Annotated in this window: 3 protein-coding genes; 2 read left to right on the forward strand and 1 reads right to left on the reverse strand. The window is 72.8% G+C overall.

What is annotated here, in order from left to right; genetic code table 11:
* Nucleotides 1-135 precede the first annotated feature (135 nt).
* Nucleotides 136-1,281: an MBL fold metallo-hydrolase gene (locus ACFU6K_RS35260; RefSeq protein ID WP_380670143.1), complete on the reverse strand. Its 1,146-nt coding sequence runs from the start codon at nucleotides 1,279-1,281 to the stop codon at nucleotides 136-138.
* 313 nt (nucleotides 1,282-1,594) lie between these two features.
* Between ACFU6K_RS35260 and fabG the strand changes: the two genes are divergently transcribed.
* Both fabG and fabI read left to right on the forward strand, forming a co-directional pair.
* Nucleotides 1,595-2,314, forward strand: a complete 720-nt coding sequence (gene fabG / locus ACFU6K_RS35265) for a 3-oxoacyl-[acyl-carrier-protein] reductase (RefSeq protein WP_049652094.1) — start codon at nucleotides 1,595-1,597, stop codon at nucleotides 2,312-2,314.
* Between the two features lie 2 nt (nucleotides 2,315-2,316).
* On the forward strand, nucleotides 2,317-3,084 hold the full coding sequence (gene fabI, locus ACFU6K_RS35270) for an enoyl-ACP reductase FabI (RefSeq protein WP_380670145.1): 768 nt from the start codon (nucleotides 2,317-2,319) through the stop codon (nucleotides 3,082-3,084).
* The last annotated feature ends 29 nt before the right edge of the window (nucleotides 3,085-3,113 follow it).

The raw sequence follows: 3,113 nt of genomic DNA on the forward strand, positions 1-3,113 counted from the left end.
CCACAGGGGCGCCCGCACCGCATCATTTCCCGTCCACCGGGTTTCCGACCAGCGCATTTCGACCGGTGCGCCGCGGTTTCGGCCCGTACGGTCCGGCCTCCGGTGCCCGTCTCCCCGGCGGGCCGGCGCGGGCCGTCAGCCGACGGTCTCCCACCAGCCGTCCAGCTCCGGCGGGTTGTCGACGTCGACCCGCTCGCCGGGGCGCGGCACGGCCAGTGGGACGGCCTGCTCCTTGGCGGCCTGCACCAGGCGCTCGATCGGCTCGGCCCACGGGTGCAGGCCCAGGTTGAAGGTGCACCAGTGGACCGGCACCAGCAGGCCGGCGGTCAGGTCCCGGTGCGCGAGGACGGCGTCCTCGGGGGTCATGTGGATGTCCGCCCAGGCCGCGTCGTAGGCGCCGATCTGGACCAGCGCGGCGTCGAACGGGCCGTGCTGCGCGCCGATCCGGGCGTAGCCCTCGAAGTAGCCGGAGTCGCCGGTGTAGAAGACCTTGCGGTTCGGCCCGGCGATCACCCAGGAGCCCCACAGGGTGGTGTTGCGGGTCAGCCCGCGGCCGGAGAAGTGGTGCGCCGCGGTCAGGGTGAGCACCAGGTCGCCCAGGGTGCAGGTCTCGTCCCAGTCCAGCTCGATGATCCGGTGCTCGGGGACGCCCCAGCGGCGCAGGTGGGCGCCGATGCCGAGCGGCACGGCGAAGGGCGCGGACTGGCTGCGCACCAGGCGCTTGACCGTCGCCATGTCCAGGTGGTCGTAGTGGTCGTGCGAGATCAGCACCGCGTCGACCTGCGGCAGCTCCTCCAGCCCGACCGGCACCGGGTGCAGCCGCTTGGGGCCGACGTGCGCGGCGGGGGAGCAGCGGTCGCTCCAGACCGGGTCGAGCAGCACCCGGAAGCCCTCGATCTCCACCAGCGCGGAGGCGTGCCCGTACCAGGTGACCTCCACGCCCTCGGCGGCCGGCCCGGGCGGGGTGGCGGGGCGGACGGTCGGCACCGGGCGGGCGGGGACGCGGCCGGCCCGCTCGAACAGCATCCGGCGGGCGGTGGCGCCGTCGAAGCCGGGGGCGCCACCGGCGCGGGCGAGCGCGGAGGGCGCGTTGTGGAAGACGCCGTCGCGGTACTGCGGGGAGTTGCGCACCCGCTCCTCGCGCTCGCCGTCCGGCCGTCGCCCGAACGCCGCCGGCAGGTCGCGCAGCGACCAGGCGGCCGCGCCGAGGCCGGCCGCCAGGGCGGTGAGGGCCAGCAGTCGTCCGCGTCGGTGGGTGCTCCCGGGCCGTGCCTTGGTCATCCGCTCTGCCTTCGTCGCTCGCCGGGATGGTCGGGGATCGGTACGGCCGGTCCCGGGCCGGCCCCGCACCACGGGGGCAACGGGTGCGCCCGCCCGTGTTGTTCCCGTACAGTCGCCCCGATCCGGGCGGCGCCCGGGCCTGGGCGGTCTCCGTCGCCGGGACGGCACGGACGGGTACGGATTGTCGGATTGCGACAGATCCGCCGGGGTGGCGCTGTGGGAGACCGATGCGCCGCCGCCGCCGACCGCCCGATAGCGTCACACTGCGTACGCATTCCGACGTACGCGCTCACTCACGGAGAGAGGTGGATCGTTGAGCCGCTCGGTTCTCGTCACCGGAGGAAACCGGGGCATCGGCCTCGCGATCGCCCAGGCCTTCGCCGAAGCGGGCGACAAGGTGGCCATCACCAGCCGCTCGGGCGAGGTGCCCGAGGCGCTGGCCAAGTACGACGTCCTCGCGGTCCGCTGCGACATCACGGACGCCGGGCAGGTCGACGCCGCCTTCACCGAGATCGAGCAGAAGCACGGCGCGGTCGAGGTGCTGGTCGCCAACGCGGGCATCACCAAGGACACGCTGATGCTGCGGATGTCCGAGGAGGACTTCACCTCCGTCGTCGACACCAACCTGACCGGCACCTTCCGGGTGGTCAAGCGCGCGTCCAAGCTGATGATGCGCGCCAGGAAGGGCCGCGTCGTGCTGATCTCGTCCGTGGTGGGCCTGTCCGGCTCCCCGGGCCAGGCCAACTACGCCGCCTCCAAGGCCGGCCTGGTCGGCTTCGCCCGGTCGCTGGCGCGCGAGCTCGGCCCGCGCAACATCACCGTCAACGTGGTCGCCCCCGGCTTCGTCGACACCGACATGACCGCCGTGCTCAGTGACGAGCGCCGCGCGGAGATCGTCGCGGGCGTGCCGCTGGGCCGCTACGCGGCGCCCGCCGAGGTCGCCTCCACCGTGCGGTTCCTCGGGTCGGACGAGGCCGCGTACATCACTGGAGCCGTCATTCCCGTCGACGGCGGATTGGGCATGGGTCACTGATCATGAGCGGAATCCTCGAAGGCAAGCGGATCCTGATCACCGGTGTGCTGATGGAGTCCTCCATCGCCTTCCACACCGCCAGGCTCGCGCAGGAGCAGGGCGCGGAGATCATCCTCACCGCCTTCCCGCGCCCGAGCCTGACCGAGCGGATCGCCCGGAAGCTGCCGAAGCCGGTCAAGGTGCTGGAGCTGGACGTCTCCAACCCGGAGCAGCTGGCCGGCATCGCCGACCAGGTCCGCGAGCACCTGCCGACCCTGGACGGCATCGTCCACTCGATCGGCTTCGCCCCGCAGGACGCGCTGGGCGGCAACTTCCTGGACACCCCGTGGGAGTCCGTGGCCACCGCGATGCACGTCTCGGCGTACTCGCTGAAGTCGCTGACCACGGCGCTGCTGCCGCTGATGCAGGACGGCGGTTCGGTGGTCGGCCTGACCTTCGACGCCCAGTACGCCTGGCCGCAGTACGACTGGATGGGCCCGGCCAAGGCCGCCCTGGAGTCGACCAACCGCTACCTGGCGCGCTACCTGGGTGACCGGGACATCCGCTGCAACCTGATCTCGGCCGGTCCGATCGGCTCGATGGCCGCCAAGTCCATCCCGGGCTTCGGCGACCTGGCCGACACCTGGAACCACCGCTCCCCGCTGAAGTGGGACCTGAGCGACCCGGAGCCGGCCGGCCGCGGCATCGTCGCGCTGCTGTCGGACTGGTTCCCGAAGACCACCGGCGAGATCATCCACGTCGACGGCGGTCTGCACGCCATCGGCGCCTGACGCTCCGCCCGTACGCCGCTGCCCGGCTC

The organism is Kitasatospora sp. NPDC057512 (assembly GCF_042802135.1).
In the GTDB taxonomy this organism is placed as follows: domain Bacteria; phylum Actinomycetota; class Actinomycetes; order Streptomycetales; family Streptomycetaceae; genus Kitasatospora.

Excerpts from the sequence above, each read along its gene's own strand:
- ACFU6K_RS35260 (WP_380670143.1), bottom strand. The coding sequence starts at position 1,281 with ATGACCAAGGCACGGCCCGGGAGCACCCACCGACGCGGACGACTGCTG.
- fabI (WP_380670145.1), top strand. The coding sequence starts at position 2,317 with ATGAGCGGAATCCTCGAAGGCAAGCGGATCCTGATCACCGGTGTGCTG.